Here is a 15,817-nt window from a genome sequence, read left to right as displayed (position 1 = left end):
TCACTTCATGGCGAGGGGGTTGACGGGGGAGCTGGCCGCGCCCATCACCGGGTGCGGGGCGGGGCCGCCGGTCGGCGCCAGGTCGCCGGGCAGCGGTTCGACGGTCTGCGAGACGTACGACACCAGCCGTGCCACGATGAAGATCATATCCTTGTGATCTCATCCTGCACGGCCTTTCCGTCAAGCCTGAGCGTGACGCGCGGGTTCCCGGGAGGGGTGATCCGCAAATGGCTTGGCGGGAGGGCATGTGCCGGTGTTCGCGTGTGCGGGTTGCGGCGCGGTGCTGACCGCGCCCGTGGCGGAAGTCGCGCTTCCCGTACACGCCCACCAGCAGTACGGTCATTACCTGCTTCCCGCGCTTATGGAACCGGGGACGTACGCCGTGGACCCGGAGCCCTCCGGACAGCCCTGGCGGCCCTACGACGAGGTCGGCGCGCGGGAGGCCGAGGCCCGCGGCGTGTACGCGCCGGTGCACGCCCTGTCGTACGGGCCGCCCGGAGCGATCGCGCTCTCGCCGGGCGACGTACGCGGGACCGTTCCGATCCTTGAGCGGTGCGACGGCCTCTGCTGCGGCCTGGACGGCAGGAACGGGCCGAACCTGGCGTGTGAGCGATGCGGCCGGGAAGCGGCGACCCGCATCGACGACTGCTCGTACTGGCATGTGGTGTGGCTGGATCCGCGTGCCGTTCGCCTGGCCGACGCCGGCGGATCTCCGCGTCGCATGGTCGCGTGGGAGGAACTGCGCGACGAGCTGACGGAGATCCCGCCGACCGAGCCGATCGGAGCGTGGAGTCCGGTATGGGAGGCCGCGGTGGCGGCGGCGCTGGCCCGTCTCCTGGCGGTGTCCGGCGGTGCGCGGGTGGCCGTACCCGCCGGTCCCGTCGCCGGCGTGTTCCGCCCTGCGCTCGACGTCCTGCTCCCGCCGGGGCCGCCGGTCAAGAGCCTGTCCCTGGCGGGACCGGGACTGCCCGCCGCGACCTCGGACATCGCCCTGGTCCCGCGGCATCCGCAAAGCGGCGAGGCATGGCCGTACGGTGCGGGTGCGGTGGTGCCGCTGACCGCCGAGGTGTGGACGTACCTGGCCTTCCACGACGATCGGCGGCTCATCGCGGTCGCGGGCGGACGGGCCGGAGATGCCTGCCGCGAGGCCCCTGCGCCGCTGGTGCCGTACCGCCCGTTCCGGCCTGACTGGGGCGTGTTCCTCGGCGTGCTGGCGCGGCTTCCGGAGGTTCGTGAGCCGTGGCTGCGCGCGATCTACGACCGCGTGCGGAAGGGCCGATACAGCGACCCCTTCCTGTGATGGCCGGTGGCCACTCCGGCATGTCGGGGTATCCCGGCGGGGACCCGCGCCGGGGAGCCGACGAGGCGGGTCATTCCGGCTGCCCACGGACTGTCCGCGTCTTCGGAAGGGCGGACAGCCGGGTGTCAGCGGACGGGCAGCGGGGGGACAGCAGTGGCCGCGACGCGTGACCTGGGCCGGGTCCTACACTTCCGCAGGTGGAAACCGACAAATCGTTCACCGTCACCCCGCGCGTGGTGCGCGCGGCGGCCCTGGCCGACGCCGACCTCGATCCGGACCCGCTCGACCCCGCCCAGGTCGTGTCCGGGAACCCACAGGTCCGCCACCTGGAGCTGGCGTCGGGCGCGGACCTGGCGGTGGGCGTCTGGCAGCACGGGCCGGGCGTGAGCACCGACACCGAGGCGGACGAGGTCTTCGTCGTGCTCGGCGGCAGGGCGACGATCGCGGTCGAGGGCGGCCCGGTGCTCGACGTCGGCCCGGGGGACGTCGTCCTGATGCCCGGCGGCGCGCGCACCGTGTGGACGGTGCACGAGACGCTCCGCAAGGTGTACGCCGTGCGGCCCTGACCGTCGGCCGCCCGCACCCGCCGGCCGTCCCCGGGCGGCCTCCGGCAGCCGAGAGGGCCGCGCGCGGATCTCGGCGCGGCCCCGCCCAGAGCACACCGGCCCGCGGGTTTCGCGTGGCCGGAGCATCAGTGCGTCCCGGGCAGCCGGGGCGGGCACGCGCCCGCCCCGGCTTCCGGATCAGCCGCCCGGATCAGCCGCTTGGGTCAGCCGAGCAGCGTCAGCCGGCCGGATCAGCGGGTCGGCTTCAGGACCACCTCGTCACTGCCGGACAGGGCGGGCAGGCCGTCCGCGCCCGGGTCCGTGTACGTGGCGTTGAAGACACCGGAGAGGTTGTCGTTCGCCGGGTCGTGGCCCGAGGGCACCGTGGTCGTGATGCTGCCGGTGCATCCGCTCGCGGTCGTCTGCGGGTGCCCGTGGCTGTCGTGGCCGAGGATGTAGGTCACCTGGACGCGCGAGCAGTCGACCGGCTGGTCGTCGGTCACCTTGACCTCGAACTGCACGACGTCGCCGAAGTGGAACTCCTGCCCGTCGGCCGGCTTGACGAACTCGACGACCGGCGCCTGGTTGCCGACCACGACCTCGACCTCGGCCGTGGCCGAGCGCCCGCGCTGGGGGCCGCCCACGTCGGTCACCTTCAGGGTCGCCCGGTGGACGCCGTTCTCCTTGTAGGTGAAGGTGGGGTTGGCCTCGCGCGAGTCCACCTTGCCGTCGGCGTCGAAGTCCCACGCGTACTGGAGCCGGTCGCCGTCGGCGTCGACCGTGCCCTCGCTGGAGAACGCGACCGTGAGCGGCGCCGTGCCGTTGGTCTTGTCCGCCGACGCCTTCGGAACCGGCGAGTGGTTGCCGTTCTCCCCGATGTAGTCGATGCGGGCCAGCTGGGCGTCGGGGTTCTGGTTGAAGTAGCCGTCGCCGTACTCCAGCACGTAGAGCGCGCCGTCCGGGCCGAACTCCATGTCCATGGCGTTGTCGAAGACGAACGACGGCAGGACGGACTCGATCTTCGAGAGCTTGCCGTCCGCGCCCAGGCGCATGCCCTTCACCCAGTCACGCGACCACTCGTACAGCAACGGCACGCCGTCGTAGTACTCCGGCCAGGCCACCGGGCTGCGGCCGTGCGTCGCCGACTTGTCGTAGTGGTAGACGGGGCCGCCCATCGGCGAGATGCCGCCCCTGCCGAGCTCGGGGAACTCGGCGGACACGCCGTAGCTGTACCACACGTCCGGCTGCTCGACCGGCGGCAGCTCGCGCAGGCCGGTGTTGTGCCGCGAGTCGTTCACCGGCGCCGCGCAGTCGAAGGGCGCGCCCGAGGCGCGGGTGGCGAAGTCGTAGTTGTTGTACGGCAGCTTGGCGGTGGCGCAGTACGGCCAGCCGTAGTTGGACGGCTTGCGGATGATCGTCCACTTGCCGGTTCCGGCCGGGCCGCGGTTGGGGTTGTCCTGCCGGGCGTCCGGCGAGTAGTCGCCGACGTAGAGCTCCCCGTTCTTCTTGTTGATCTCGATGCGGAACGGGTTGCGCAGCCCCATCGCGTAGATCTCGGGCCGGGTCTTCGGGGTGCCCGGCTTGAACAGGTTGCCCTCGGGGATCGTGTAGCCGCCGCCGTCCTTGGGCTTGATCCGCAGGATCTTGCCGCGCAGATCGTTGGTGTTGCCCGAGGTGCGCCGGGCGTCGTACGCCGGGTTGCGGTTCGGCCGGTCGTCGATGGGGGTGTACCCGTCGGAGGCGAAGGGGTTGGTGTCGTCGCCGGTGGACAGGTAGAGGTTGCCCTCGGCGTCGAAGACGATGTCTCCGCCGACGTGGCAGCAGATGCCCCGGTCGACCGGGACGTCGAGGATCCGCTGCTCGCTCGCCAGGTCGATCTGGCCCTTCTTGAACTCGAAGCGGGACAGCCGGATCGCGCCCTTGAAGCGCTCCCAGTCGGCCTCGGTGCCCTCGTTGGGGGCGTCGCCCTCGTTCACGTTGGGCGTCTTGGGGTCGTCGACCGGCGTGTTCAGCGGCGGCGAGTAGTACAGGTAGACCCAGTTGTTGCCCTTGCCGAAGTTCGGGTCGAGCGCGATGCTCTGCAGGCCCTCCTCGTCGTGCTGGTACACGTCGATGGTGCCGGCCTTCGTGTTGAGGCCGGTCGCCGGGTCGTGCATCCAGATGGTGCCGGCGCGGGTGGTGTGCAGAACCCTGCCGTCCGGAAGGACGGCGAGGTCCATGGGCTCACCGGGGGTGTCGTTCAGGGTCACCTTCTGGAAGGCGGACTCCGGGGGCGCCTGCGTCTCCTGCGCCGTCGCGATCGACGGCGTCGTCAGGAGCCCCGTCATGACGGCGGCGGCGGCGGCCGCCATCAGCCTGGTCCTCTTGGGGGTACCGTTCACGTGATGCTTCTCCTTGGCCGGAGGGCGTCAGATGGGTGGCCGGGCCGCCACCCGTGCCGCGGCAACGGCAGGGAAGCGTGGCGGTCCGGCCGCTCGATGCCGGGGAGATGCGCCCACGCCGAAATCGGCGAGGTCGCGGCCATGGAGGTCGCACTCGGAAGTGGTCGCCAGGGCGGCCGCACGCATCGTCCCCTTCGTGAGGACGCGTGCGCCGAACGCGTCGTGATCGAACGTTGATCGAACACTGGACAGAACGCTGCCTGGCTCCGCCGGCGTGCCACCGCCGGTCGAGCGCGAGACGCCCACATTGTTACGACCGTGCTACCGGATGGTCAATAGCGCGTTTGACGTTCGTGGCTGACGGCCCGCGTCAGCCGCGGACGTACGACCGTGTGGATGTTTTGCGAGCGAAAGTACCAACTTTCGTTGACAGCTGGCATAAGTTCGATCTACGGTCACAAAACATGTGATCGACGCGACAGAAGTCGTACCACTCCCGATCGACTCGTCACGCTGGGTGCCCGAGCTTGGCGCGTCGCCCGGGGGCGTACGCCCGGTCGCCCTTTCGCCGTCGCGCCGAGACGGTGAACGGGCGAGTGCCACCCGGGCGGCGCGCTCCCGGGCGGCGCGACCACCCCTGCCGCCCCGCGCGGGTCATCCTCCGCCGCCCTGGAAGGGAACGCGTACGCGGCCCTCGGTGTGCATGAGCTCGAACATCCCGCGGATCGACGCGGCGTCGTTGAGGTGCGGGAACGGGCCGCCCGGGGGAGCGGTGACCCCGAGGAAGGCGCACAGCGGCCCCCATCCCTCGCGTACGTCGAAGACCAGGAGCCGCTCGGCGGGCAGGGCGGCCCGCACCTCGGCGACGTGCCGGTGATAGGCCTCGACCGCCCGCTCCTCGTCCGGCGTGTGACCGGGCCGCCACTCCTCGCCGAAGACCGACCTGCTGATGCGCTCGAAGAGCGGCCGCAGGCTCGTCATCGCGGCGACGACGGGACGGACGGCCTCGGGGACCGCGTCCTCCCGCATCGGCCCGCGCGAGCTGAGCGAGCCCAGCACGCGGAAGCTGGAATACCAGCTGTGCGGGTCCCGGACCGTGAGGACGACCTTGGCGTCGGGGTAGGACTGCGCCAGCTCCCGCCAGAAGAAGCCGGCGGGCCAGTCCACGCAGGACCGGAAGCCCTCGAAGACCACATCCCAGTCGGCCGGCCCGCCGGAGCGGACGGGCAGCCACCGCTCGGCCAGCTCCGGGTGGAGCATGACCTCGAAGGTGTGGTAGCAGGGCCCGAAGCCGAGTCGTTCCAGGGCCGCCTTCGTCGACGTCGTCCCGGTGCGCGGAAGTCCCGCGCCGATGACCTCCAGCATGCCCAGGCTCCTCGTCGTCGTCGTCGTCGTCGTCGCCGTCCCGTACGGCACGGCCCCTGGTCCCCGCCCGCTCGCGCCGCCCCGGACCATGCCCGTCCGCGAGCCGTTCTCACGGCGCGTCTCAGCGAAGTCACGGCTGGAATTTTTCGGAGCTGACATGAAACTTTCCAGAACGACTGACCCCTGGAGCGGTGCTCGCCACCCCTGACCTCCCGCTCCGTGGCTCGGCCGGTTCGCCGTGGACCTGCGGCTTGAGCGGCCTGAAAGTTTTATGCAGTCTTCGGAAACATCAGGCGTCGCCGGCGCTCGTCCGGATCGGCGCAACCGGAGGAAGGACAGTCCACGTGAGACGACGCATCGTGGCCTTACTGGCCGCCGTGCTGATGCCCGTGGTCGCGGTGACCACGTTGCTGGTCACCAGACCGGCAGCCGCGGCCTCGCTGACCCGGGTGACCAGCTTCGGCAACAACCCGAGCAACCTGAACATGTACATCTACGTGCCGGACCGGGTGGCCGCCCGGCCCGCGCTGCTGGTCGCCGTCCACTACTGCACGGGCACCGCGTCGGCACTGTTCAGCGGGTACTTCCGCGACTACGTCACGGCGGCCGACCAGTACGGGTTCATCATCGTGTTCCCCGAGGCCACGCGCAGCGGCCAGTGCTTCGACGTGTACTCACCCCAGGCGTTGAGGCGGGGCGGCGGCAGCGACCCGGTCGGCATCATGTCGATGGTCGACTACGCCAAGTCGCGCTACAACGTGGACCCCGGCCGCGTCTACGTCAGCGGCGTCTCCTCCGGCGCGATGATGACCAACGTGCTGGCGGCCGAGTATCCGGACGTGTTCACGGCGGGCTCGGCGTTCAGCGGCGTCCCGGCGGGGTGCTTCGCCACCACCGACGGCTCCACCTGGAACAGCCAGTGCTCCGGCGGGCAGAGCATCAAGACCGCCCAGCAGTGGGGTGACCTGGCCCGCTCGATGTACTCCGGCTACAGCGGCCCCTATCCCCGCATGCAGCTGTGGCACGGCACCACCGACACGACGCTGCACTACAACAACTTCGGCGAAGAGATCAAGCAGTGGACCAACCTCCACGGCCTCAGCCAGACGCCGGCGTCCACCGACAGCCCCTCGTCGGGGTGGACCCGCACCCGCTATGGCAACACCAGCACGCAGGCACCGGTCGAGGGCGTCAGCGTCTCCGGCCAGGGCCACTCGCTGCCCCTCAACGGCATGATCGCCTATGCGATCAACTTCCTCGGTCTCAACAGCACCACGACGACCTCGCCGTCTCCCTCTCCGTCGCCCACGCCGCCGGACAGCCCGTCTCCGACCCCGCCGGTGAGCCCCTCGGCCACCCCGACCGGAGGCCCGCCGGCCACGACCCTGGGCGCTGCCGCCGCTCGCAGCGGACGTTACTTCGGTACGGCGATCAGCGCGGGCAAGCTCGGCGACTCGCAGTACACCACGATCGCCGGCCGTGAGTTCAACATGGTCACGGCCGAGAACGAGATGAAGATCGACGCGACCGAGCCGAACCAGAACCAGTTCAACTTCACCAACGGCGACCGGGTCTACGACTGGGCGGTGCAGAACGGCAAGCGGGTCCGCGGCCACACCCTGGCCTGGCACCAGCAGCAGCCGGGCTGGATGCAGTCGCTCAGCGGCAGCGCGCTGCGCCAGGCCATGATCAACCACATCAACGGCGTGATGGCCCACTACAAGGGCAAGATCTACGCCTGGGACGTGGTCAACGAGGCCTTCGACGACGGCAACGGCGGCCGCCGCGACTCCAACCTCCAGCGCACCGGCAACGACTGGATCGAGGTCGCCTTCCGCACCGCGCGCGCCGCCGACCCCGACGCGAAGCTCTGCTACAACGACTACAACATCGACAACTGGACCTGGGCCAAGACGCAGGGCGTCTACAACATGGTCAAGGACTTCAAGGCCCGCGGCGTGCCGATCGACTGTGTCGGCCTGCAGTCGCACTTCAACAGCGGCAGCCCCTACAACAGCAACTACCGCACCACCATCTCCAGCTTCGCCGCCCTCGGGGTCGACGTGCAGATCACCGAGCTGGACATCCAGGGCGCTTCGCCCACCACCTACGCCAACGTCGTCAACGACTGCCTGGCCGTCCCCCGCTGCAACGGCATCACCGTGTGGGGCGTCCGTGACCAGGACTCCTGGCGCTCGGGCGACACCCCGCTGCTGTTCAGCGGCGGCAACAAGAAGCCCGCCTACGATGCGGTCCTCAACGCCCTCAACGCCGCCGTTCCGGACACCTCGCCCAGCCCCACCCCGCCGGTGAGCCCGAGCCCGAGCCCGACCCCGCCGGTGAGTCCGAGCCCCACGCCGCCGGTCAGCCCGTCGCCCGGAACCTCGCCGGAGCCCGGCGGATGCAGCGCGACGATCAGTACGGTCAACTCCTGGCCCGGCGGCTTCCAGTCCGAGGTCACCGTCAAGGCCGGCAACTCGTCGGTCAGGGGCTGGACGGTGAACTGGAGCTGGTCCGGCTCGCAGTCCATCACCCAGCTGTGGGGCGGCCTCAAGTCCGGCTCCGGCGCCTCGGTCACCGTGCGCAACGAGTCGTGGAACGGCACGCTGTCCGCCAACGGCACCACCACCTTCGGTTTCACCGCCAACGGCAGCGCCGACACGCCGACCCTGACGTGCAGCGCCTCCTGACCGGCGAAACCGCGATGACGCGCTCCTGACCAGGAGGAGCGCCACGGGCACCCCCGCCACCCGCGGGGGTGCCCTCGCGCATCTCCCCGTGCACTCACCTGCCGCACAGGGCCGTCTGGATCGCCGCATCGAGGTGCTGCTCGGCGGCATCGGAGGGGAACGGGGTCCGGGTGACGGCGATCGCGGCGGCACGGCCGTCATCGGTGACCGAGTTCCAGGTCGAGTAGCCGGGAATGTCGCCTCCGTGCCCCCAGCTCTCACCGCCGCATTTCAGCGGCCGGCGGAACAGCCCGAGTCCGTAGCCCTTGCCGGGTGCGCTTGGGGAGACGGCGACAGTGCGGCGCATCTCCTTCAACTGCTCGGGCCTGAGCAGCTTGCCGCGGACGACGGCGCCGAAGAAACGGTTGATCTCGGCCGGGGTGGAGACCATCTGCCCGGCGGCCCAAGCCCAGGAAGGATCCAGGTCGGTCATGTCGACGAGCGGTTTGCCCAGGTCCTGCTGGTAGCCGTCCGGGTGGGGTCCCCTGACGCCTCGCTCGCCGACCGCGGGAAAGTAGGTGTGGCGCAGACCGAGCGGTCTGATCACCCGGTTGGTGATCGCCTCGGCCACCGGGCGGCCGGTGACCCGCTCGACGAGCAGCCCGGCGACGATGTAGTTGGTGTTCGTGTACTTCCACCGGGTGCCGGGCGAGAAGGCCGGCTTCTGCTGCAAAGCCATGTCCAGTAGCCGGCGGGGTTCGAAGTAGTCGTACCGGTACGGCGCGACGGCCAGGTCCAGGAACGCCGTGTACTCGGGCAGGCCGCTGGTGTGCTGCAGCAGTTGCCGCACGGTGACGTGGTGGCCGTCGTTCCCGTTCCCTCGGATGAGGCCGGGCAGATAGGTCTCGACCGGCTCGTCCAGCCGGACCTTTCCCTCGCCCGCCAGTTGCAGGACGACCACGGAGACGAAGGTCTTGGTGTTGCTGCCGATCCGGACCTCCCCGTCCACCGGCGCCCTGGCTCTGGTCCGCAGGTCACCCACCCCCGCCGTGTAGCTGCGGACACGCCCGTCCCTGCCCTGTACGGCGGCGAGGGCCGCCGGAAAGCCGTCCCTGCGCACCAGGTCGTCCAGCAGCTTCTGCATGACGTCGGCCCCGGGCCGCACCCGGGGCGCCGCCGCGGGCGCGAGGACGGCGAGGACGGCGAGGACGGCGACGCACGCGCCGGCGCGCCGGCGTAAGCGGGAACGCGCGCACGTGAGACGCGACGTGGAACACCTCATGGCCCACCTCGCAAGCACAGGCGTGTGTGCCGGGGCGTACCCACGGGACGCACCTGTAACCGGAACACTCCGCTCGGGTCCGGCCGGTAGCAGGCAGACACGTCTTGTCTTTCTGTCAGTAGTGCTCAAGACTGTGCAATATCGAACAGATTCGGTCGTACCCGATCCGATATGGGAGAGCCGGGCACCGCCGAGCCGCCGTCATTCCGGAAAACCTCTGAGACGCCGGAATGCTGAGAACGCCTGAGGTGGCAATGAGACACGCCGTCGCCGTGCTCGCGACGCTCGCGGCGCTGGCCGCGCCGACCGCCCTGATCCCCGCCACGGCCGAGGCCGCCCCCGGCCAGGCACCGCCCGCGACGTACCCGGAGGTCGGGAAGGGCACCGCTTTCCTCGACCACGACGCGTTCGTGTCGGGCTACGCCGAGCCGGAGTGGTACAAGGCCAACATCCCGTTCCTGGAGGTGCCCGACCGGGAGATCCAGGACGTCTACTACTACCGCTGGAGCACCTACAAACGGCACATCCGCTACACCGACTCCGCGACCGGCCACGTCATCACCGAGTTCCACAACCCGCCCGGATACTCCGCCCCGCTCGGCGGCATCGTCGCCGCCGCGGGTCACCACGTCTACGAGGGGCGGTGGCTGCGCGACACCCGCCCGGTCGACGACTACCTCACGTACTGGCTGCAGGGGCCGGGCGCCGGCCCCAAGCCGAGGGAGGACTACGTCAACAAGGACACCGACGACTGGGCGCACCAGTACTCCTGGTGGGCGGCCGACGCCGCCTACCAGCGCTACCTGGTCACCGGCGGCGCCTCCTTCGTCGAGGGCCTGCTGCCCGACCTGGTCCGGCAGTACGACAAGTGGGGCGGCCAGTACGACAAGAAGCTCGGCCTGTACTGGTCGGTGCCGGTGTGGGACGCGATGGAGTACACCGCCTCCTCCTACGAGACCGACCCTGCCGACCCCTACCACGGCGGCGCGGGCTACCGGCCGACGCTGAACGCCTACCAGTACGGCGACGCCAGGGCGATCGCCGCCATCGCGACGATGAGCGGCGACAAGGCCCTGGCCGGAAAGTTCGAGAAGCGGGCGGCGTCGCTGCGGGACGCGCTGCACCGTCACCTGTGGGACCCCGAGCGGTCCTTCTTCTACCACAAGGCCCGCGCGGACCTGGACCCTCGGCAGCGGCTGGTGTCCACCCGGGAGCAGATCGGGTTCGTGCCGTGGGCGTTCCACATGGCCGAGCCGGGCACGGAGAAGGCGTGGGCGCAGCTGCTCGACCCGCAGGGGTTCGCCGCGCCGTACGGCCCGGCCACCGCGGAGCGGCGCAGCCCGCTGTTCATGCGGGACGCGCTGAGCGGCTGCTGCCGCTGGGACGGGCCGAGCTGGCCCTACTCCACCTCGACGACGCTCACCGCGATGGCCAACCTGCTCGACGACTACGACCAGGACGTGGTCACCGCCGCCGACTACTACGCCCTGCTGCGCGGCTACGCGCTCACGCAGTACAAGGACGGCCGCCCGTACGTCGCCGAGGCGCACCACCCGGACGAGCCGCGCTGGATCTACGACTCCCGGGGGCACAGCGAGCACTACAACCACTCCACTTTCAACGACCTGGTGATCAGCGGCCTGATCGGGCTGCGCCCGCAGCCGGACGGCAGGGTCGTGCTGAACCCGCTCGCGCCGGCGGGGTGGGACTACTTCGCCCTGGAGAACGTGCCCTACCACGGGCACAACGTGACGGTCCTGTGGGACCGCGACGGCACCAGGTACGGCCAGGGCGCGGGCATGCGCGTCTACGTGGACGGCAGGCCCGCCGCGCACCGGGCCACGATCGGCGAGCTGACCGCCCGGGTGCCGGCCGCCGTGACGCCCGGCCGGTCCTCACGGCCCAGCGACGACGCCGCCAACCCGTACGGCATCGGCTATCCCAAGCCGTTCGCGTCGTACACCAACGGCATCGACAACGTGTGGGACGCGGTGGACGGGCGGATCTACTACGACGACATCCCGCACAACCGGTGGACCAACTACCGCTCCCCGAACGCTGAGGACCACCTCGGCGTGGACTTCGGCGTTCCGACCCGGGTGAATGACGTGCGGTTCCACGCCTACGACGACGGCGGCGGGGTGAGGGCCCCGGCGTCGTACCGGCTGGAGTACTGGGACGGCGCGGCGTGGCGCGAGGTGCCGGGCCAGACGCGCACCCCCGAACGGCCCGTGGGCGCGGCGTTGAACCGCGTCACGTTCCCGCCCCTGACCACGACGAAGATCCGGCTGGTGTTCGGCAATCCGCCCGGCGCGTACGTCGGCGTGACCGAACTGCAGGCGTGGTCACCCGCTGCGGCCGACACCACGATGGACGTGGCAGTCGGCGGGCAGGCGCGTCCCGGCGTGCCCGCCGAGGTGACCACGACCTTCGCCAACCGGGGACGCACGCCCGCCACCCGGGTCACGGCCTCGCTGGCCGTGCCGCCGGGCTGGTCGGCCGAGCCGGTCGACACCCCGCGCACCCCGGTGGTCCGGCCGGGCGGCGAGTTCACCGTACGCTGGCGCGTCGGGCCGCCCGCCGGGACCGCGCCGCGCCCCGGCGCCCACCCGCTGCGCGCGACCGCCGAGTACGACGGGTCGGCGCGGTGCCCCGAGCGAGCCGGAGGGGCGCGCCGCCGGTCTGGACTGAGGAGCGAGTGGGGAGCGAGGGACGAGCGACTCCGAGCGACGAGGGAAGTGTCGATGGCGCGCCTCCGGCACGACCGGGGCGGATGCGAGCGCCCCGACGAGCGAAGCGGGAAACAGGTGAGCCCCTACGGCCAGGTGACCGTGGGGCTCGACCCGGACGCGTACGGGAAGGCGGAAATCAGGGACGACTTCGGCACGGACACCTCGGCGGGCTACACCCTCCACAAGCCCGAGGGCGGCGAGGCGCTGCCGGCGGTCACGGCGGGTGGCGGCCGGTTCGCGGGCGGCGGCACGCGGCCGTTCTTCGGCCTGGCCGCCGGACCGGCGGCGCTGTCGTCCGCCGACGCCATCAGCGTGGTGACGGCGGGGACGTTCGCCGGGACCGGCAGCCCGGAGGACAGCCTGTTCACCGGCTGGGTCAAGGACGCCGGGAACTACGTGACCGCCTGGTACAACAACACCCGCAAGCAGTCGGGCATCAACGTGCGGGTCGGTGGCCGGTTCCTGGACACGCCCGGCGACGCCCCGCTGAGCCTGGAACCGGGCGACCGGTTCGCGCTGGTGCTGTCCGGCGACACGATCACCTCCTTCGCCTACACCGGCGGCCGGTGGCGTCCGCTGCGTACGGCGGACATCGGCGGCACGCTCGCCACGCCGCAGGTCCGTGACGGCTTCCGCTACGGCTTCGGCCTGCGCGGCACCTTCGGGACGATCGCGATCGCCGGCCTGGAGGGCCGCGCGGCGTAGCACCTCCCGAGCCGTCGTGCGGAGCCCTCCGCACGACGGCTCTCCTTCCGGTCAGGGCGCCCAGGCGGCGGTGACGGCCCAGCTCACGTCCTCGGCGTACGAGGCCGGGTTGTCGTAGGGATGCGCGCCGCCGCCGGAGGCGACCCAGACCTCCTCGGCGTAGTGCCGGACGCTGGTGCCCAGCTCGTTGAGCGACGCCAGGCGCACGCTCCCCGGGGTGCTCCCGGGCTGCGCGCAGAAGGTGGCGTCGCGGCGGAACAGCTCGCCGCCGTCCGGCGCGTCCAGACGGACCCGGAAGTTCGCGTGTCTCAGGTAGCGGCCCGGATAGTTGCGCGACTCCAGCGAGTAACAGGTCGGCTCGGCCAGGCCGCGCCGTACGACGAAGGTGGCGTCGGACTTCAGCAGCGCGTCGCTCCCGGCGGTGACCACGTCGGTGCGGGCCAGGCTGCTGCGGTGCCGCAGGTAGCGGTCGGTGAACCCCGCAGTGGTGACCCGGAACGACCGGGCCTGGTCCAGCGGCAGGCCGGCGCCGCTGCGCCACAGCGGGACGGTCACCGCCCATGTGGTGTCGGCGGCGAAGCTCGCGGCGGCGTCCCAGGGGTTGGCGCCGCCCTGCTTCGCGACGTAGACGAGCGCGTTGTAGTGGCGGACGAAGTGGCCGCGCAGGTTGTAGGACTCCAGCCTGGTCCCGCCCTGCCCCTCGCGCGGGCAGAACGTCGCGTCGGCCGCGAACAGGGCCGTGCCGTCCTGCCGGTCCCTGCGCAGCCGGTAGTCCGAGTGGCGCAGATACTCGCCGGGGAAGTCGCGCGACTCGAACGACACGCACGAGGAGTCGGCCAGGCCCGGGCGCGTCCAGAACGTGGCGTCCTGCTTGGCCAGGTCGGCGCTCCCGCCGTCGATCACGTCGGTGCGCGCGAGCCCGTCCTGGTGGCGCAGGTAGCGGCCGGTGTAGCCGGGCGTGGTCACCCGCAGCGACACCGGCTCACCCCGGGGAACGTCGGTGCCCGCCGCGACCGCCAGCAGGCGCCGGTTGGCCTCCCGCACCCGCGCCTCGGTCATCTTCGGCACCCGGCGGTCGTAGGTGTAGAACCCGTTGACCTCGTTCTCCACGTCGTACGGCTCGGTGTAGACCGAGGCGGACAGCCCGCGGGTGTGCACGAGCCGTTCCACCTGCCTGGTGATCTCGACGTACCGGTTGGTCAGCGACCCCTCGTCGGGGTACAGGTCGCCGTAGGCGAACCCGGCGCCGGGCTGGTACTCGTGGCCCTGGACGCGCCGGCCGAGGCCGCCGAACTCGCCGAGCACGGCGATCCGGGTGGCCGTGGGAAGCCGGGTGTCGCCCTCTCCGGGCACCTGGTACCAGTGGTCGTCGATCACGTCGCCGTTGGTCGGCTCGGGGTCGGAGACGCAGCAGTTCGACCCGGAGTCGTGATTGATCAGCCGGGTCGAGTCGATGGACCGGACCAGGTCGACGATGCGCTGGTTGTCGTACTCGCCCCAGCCCTCGTTGAACGGGACCCACATCACGATCGACGTGATCCCCTTGAGCTGGTCGACGATCCTGCGCAGCTCCGACTCGTAGTTGGCGTGGCTGCGCTCCGGCGGGTCGTCCACCGCGTCCAGCGAGGGCATGTCCTGCCACACCATCAGTCCGAGTTTGTCGGCCCAGTAGTACCAGCGGGCGGGTTCGACCTTGATGTGCTTGCGGACCATGGTGAAGCCCAGGGCCTTCTGCCGCTCCAGGTCGAAGCGCAGCGCCTCGTCCGTCGGCGCGGTGTAGATCCCGTCCGGCCAGTAGCCCTGGTCGAGGGTACCGAGGTGGAACACGAACTTCCCGTTCAGCACCGGGCGCAGCACGCCGCCGGCGACCGCCTTGCCGATCGACCGCATGCCGAAGTAACCGGTCACGACGTCACCGCCGCCGTTCCCCGTGAGCGTGACGCGCAGGTCGTACAGGAACGGGTCGTCCGGCGACCAGAGGCGGGCGTTCGGGACGGGGACGCGGATGTGCGAGCCGACCGCGCCGGTGGCCGAGCCGACGACCGTGCCGTCGATCAGCACCTCGGCCCTGGCCTGGTCGCCGGTGCCCCGCACGACCAGGTCCAGGACGCCGGCGGGCACGTCGGGCGTGGTGTCGAGCCGGGTGACGTGCGCGGCGTTCACCGGTTCGAGCCACACCGTCTGCCAGATGCCCGACGACGCGGTGTACCAGATGCCGCTCGGGTTACGGCGCTGCTTGCCGATGGGGAACGTGCCGCCGTCGATCGGCGAGGACACCCCGACGATCAGCTCGTTGTCCCCGGACCGCAGGGCGGAGGTGATGTCGAAGGAGAAGGCGTCGTAGCCGCCGGTGTGCCGGCCGGCCTGGACGCCGTTCACCCACACCCGGGTCTCCCAGGTGACCGCCCCGAAGTTGAGCATCACCCGGCGCCCGGACCAGCCGGACGGGACGGTGAACGTCCGCCGGTAGAACATGGTGTCCTCGTGGCGCTTGATCCCCGACAGCGCCGACTCGATCGGGTACGGCACGAGCACGCCCTCGGGCAGCGTCCGGCCGACCGGGGGCGAGTCGAGGTTCGGCGCGCCGGTGAACTCCCACACGCCGTTGAGGTTGAGCCAGTCGGACCGGACGAGCTGGGGCCGCGGATAGTCGGGCAGGGCGTTGGCGGGGGACACCTGGGCGGTCCAGGGCGTGGACAGGGGCGGCGTCTTCGGCTGCCAGACGGCGGCGGACGCGGCGGGCACGGTGAGCCCGGTGAGCCCGGTGAGGATCAGGCAGGCCGCCGTGAGCAGGAGGGCGGACGCGGCGGCGAGAGTCCGGCGAAGCTGGATCATCGG

General features: G+C 71.2%; 9 protein-coding genes. 4 read left to right on the top strand and 5 right to left on the bottom strand.

Annotation, left to right across the window (positions count from 1 at the left end):
• Positions 1 to 135 (bottom strand): hypothetical protein, encoded by a 135-nt coding sequence (locus HHX30_RS42825; RefSeq protein ID WP_283246865.1) that lies wholly within the window; start codon positions 133 to 135, stop codon positions 1 to 3.
• A gap of 112 nt (positions 136 to 247) precedes the next feature.
• Here HHX30_RS42825 and HHX30_RS25655 point away from each other — a divergent pair, with 112 nt between their 5' ends.
• Both HHX30_RS25655 and HHX30_RS25650 read left to right on the top strand, forming a co-directional pair.
• Positions 248 to 1,300: a hypothetical protein gene (locus HHX30_RS25655; protein WP_169984522.1), complete on the top strand. Its 1,053-nt coding sequence runs from the start codon at positions 248 to 250 to the stop codon at positions 1,298 to 1,300.
• 197 nt (positions 1,301 to 1,497) lie between these two features.
• Complete coding sequence (locus HHX30_RS25650; RefSeq protein ID WP_311922862.1) at positions 1,498 to 1,866, top strand: cupin domain-containing protein; 369 nt, start codon at positions 1,498 to 1,500, stop codon at positions 1,864 to 1,866.
• 230 nt (positions 1,867 to 2,096) lie between these two features.
• Here HHX30_RS25650 and HHX30_RS25645 read toward each other — a convergent pair whose 3' ends face one another.
• Together HHX30_RS25645 and HHX30_RS25640 are read right to left on the bottom strand one after the other, a co-directional pair.
• Positions 2,097 to 4,226, bottom strand: a complete 2,130-nt coding sequence (locus tag HHX30_RS25645) for a PQQ-dependent sugar dehydrogenase (protein WP_211592486.1) — start codon at positions 4,224 to 4,226, stop codon at positions 2,097 to 2,099.
• A gap of 654 nt (positions 4,227 to 4,880) precedes the next feature.
• The gene (locus tag HHX30_RS25640) at positions 4,881 to 5,750 is read right to left on the bottom strand and encodes a sulfotransferase family protein (protein ID WP_249350420.1); all 870 of its coding nucleotides are present in this window, start codon (positions 5,748 to 5,750) and stop codon (positions 4,881 to 4,883) included.
• 185 nt (positions 5,751 to 5,935) lie between these two features.
• On the opposite strand from HHX30_RS25640, the gene HHX30_RS25635 reads away from it, so the two are divergent.
• Positions 5,936 to 8,281: a PHB depolymerase family esterase gene (locus tag HHX30_RS25635; protein ID WP_169984521.1), complete on the top strand. Its 2,346-nt coding sequence runs from the start codon at positions 5,936 to 5,938 to the stop codon at positions 8,279 to 8,281.
• A 94-nt stretch (positions 8,282 to 8,375) separates the two neighbouring features.
• Here HHX30_RS25635 and HHX30_RS25630 read toward each other — a convergent pair whose 3' ends face one another.
• The gene (locus HHX30_RS25630) at positions 8,376 to 9,542 is read right to left on the bottom strand and encodes a serine hydrolase (RefSeq protein ID WP_169984520.1); all 1,167 of its coding nucleotides are present in this window, start codon (positions 9,540 to 9,542) and stop codon (positions 8,376 to 8,378) included.
• 254 nt (positions 9,543 to 9,796) lie between these two features.
• Here HHX30_RS25630 and HHX30_RS25625 point away from each other — a divergent pair, with 254 nt between their 5' ends.
• Positions 9,797 to 12,979 carry an MGH1-like glycoside hydrolase domain-containing protein gene (locus tag HHX30_RS25625; protein WP_169984519.1) on the top strand — a complete coding sequence of 1,061 codons (3,183 nt, stop codon included), beginning with the start codon at positions 9,797 to 9,799 and terminating at the stop codon, positions 12,977 to 12,979.
• A gap of 51 nt (positions 12,980 to 13,030) precedes the next feature.
• Here HHX30_RS25625 and HHX30_RS25620 read toward each other — a convergent pair whose 3' ends face one another.
• Complete coding sequence (locus HHX30_RS25620) at positions 13,031 to 15,814, bottom strand: AbfB domain-containing protein (RefSeq protein WP_169984518.1); 2,784 nt, start codon at positions 15,812 to 15,814, stop codon at positions 13,031 to 13,033.
• Positions 15,815 to 15,817 lie beyond the last annotated feature (3 nt).

The sequence above is a fragment of the Microbispora sp. H10836 genome (assembly GCF_012999525.1).
In the GTDB taxonomy this organism is placed as follows: Bacteria; Actinomycetota; Actinomycetes; order Streptosporangiales; family Streptosporangiaceae; genus Microbispora.
The sequence above is the reverse complement of the archived record's forward strand: the minus strand, read 5'-3'. Positions and strand labels throughout refer to the sequence as shown.

Excerpts from the sequence above, each read along its gene's own strand:
- HHX30_RS25640 (WP_249350420.1), bottom strand. The coding sequence starts at position 5,750 with ATGTCAGCTCCGAAAAATTCCAGCCGTGACTTCGCTGAGACGCGCCGT.
- HHX30_RS25630 (WP_169984520.1), bottom strand. The coding sequence starts at position 9,542 with ATGAGGTGTTCCACGTCGCGTCTCACGTGCGCGCGTTCCCGCTTACGC.
- HHX30_RS25625 (WP_169984519.1), top strand. The coding sequence starts at position 9,797 with ATGAGACACGCCGTCGCCGTGCTCGCGACGCTCGCGGCGCTGGCCGCG.
- HHX30_RS25620 (WP_169984518.1), bottom strand. The coding sequence starts at position 15,814 with ATGATCCAGCTTCGCCGGACTCTCGCCGCCGCGTCCGCCCTCCTGCTC.